Raw genomic sequence first — 630 nt, 5'->3', positions numbered from 1 at the left:
CCGATTGGATTGTTGAACCTATGGGGGCTCACGGTTTTTGGGTCGGCTTTATTATCGGTCTTTCTTCGGCGGCCCTAATGTTAGGCATTAGGCTTCAATGGATGCATAAGCAAAGTGTAGAAGATCAATTGGCTTTTGCAGCTAAGTAATTCTGCTTCTAAAGAATTTAGCTTCTGTGTAATTTTGCATCTAAAGAATTTAGATTCTAAGTAATTTTGTTGCTAAACATTTGTTGCTAAACAATAGAGACAAGTGCTATTGCTTGTCATATTTCTGGGTAATAACGCGAACTAATATGGCCCAGTTCTCTGAGGGATTGATCTTATAGTCAGGTTATGGACGTAACCTGACTATTAAAACAGTTTACGCTCACGTAAATAACGAGCAAATTTTGGAATACCATTTTGTGTCCAGCCATTATATCTAAACGTGATCGTTGAACCTATTTTGGGTGGGTTACGTCTTTGTTCATCAGTAAACCCGCTACCAATATTAAATTCAGCGCCCGATTCTAGCCTGACCCGCAACGAACCCATCAACCCTCTGTATTTACCCTCTCCAAGCTTATACCCAATGACTAATGCTTCTGTATCCTCATGCTTTTTCAATTTAAGCAGATCGGAAGAGCGG

At 40.0% G+C, this 630-nt stretch carries 2 pseudogenes; one reads left to right on the top strand and one right to left on the bottom strand.

Going from position 1 to position 630, the window contains the following annotated elements:
• A pseudogene (locus tag ACP45E_RS13280) lies at positions 1-149 on the top strand (MATE family efflux transporter); the annotation flags it as partial.
• Positions 150-353: 204 nt separating this feature from the next.
• Here ACP45E_RS13280 and ACP45E_RS13275 read toward each other — a convergent pair.
• A pseudogene (locus tag ACP45E_RS13275) lies at positions 354-630 on the bottom strand (DNA ligase); the annotation flags it as partial.

Origin of the sequence: Vibrio genomosp. F10 str. 9ZD137 (assembly GCF_049974785.1) — a bacterium.
GTDB lineage: Bacteria > Pseudomonadota > Gammaproteobacteria > Enterobacterales > Vibrionaceae > Vibrio.
The sequence above is the reverse complement of the archived record's forward strand: the minus strand, read 5'-3'. Positions and strand labels throughout refer to the sequence as shown.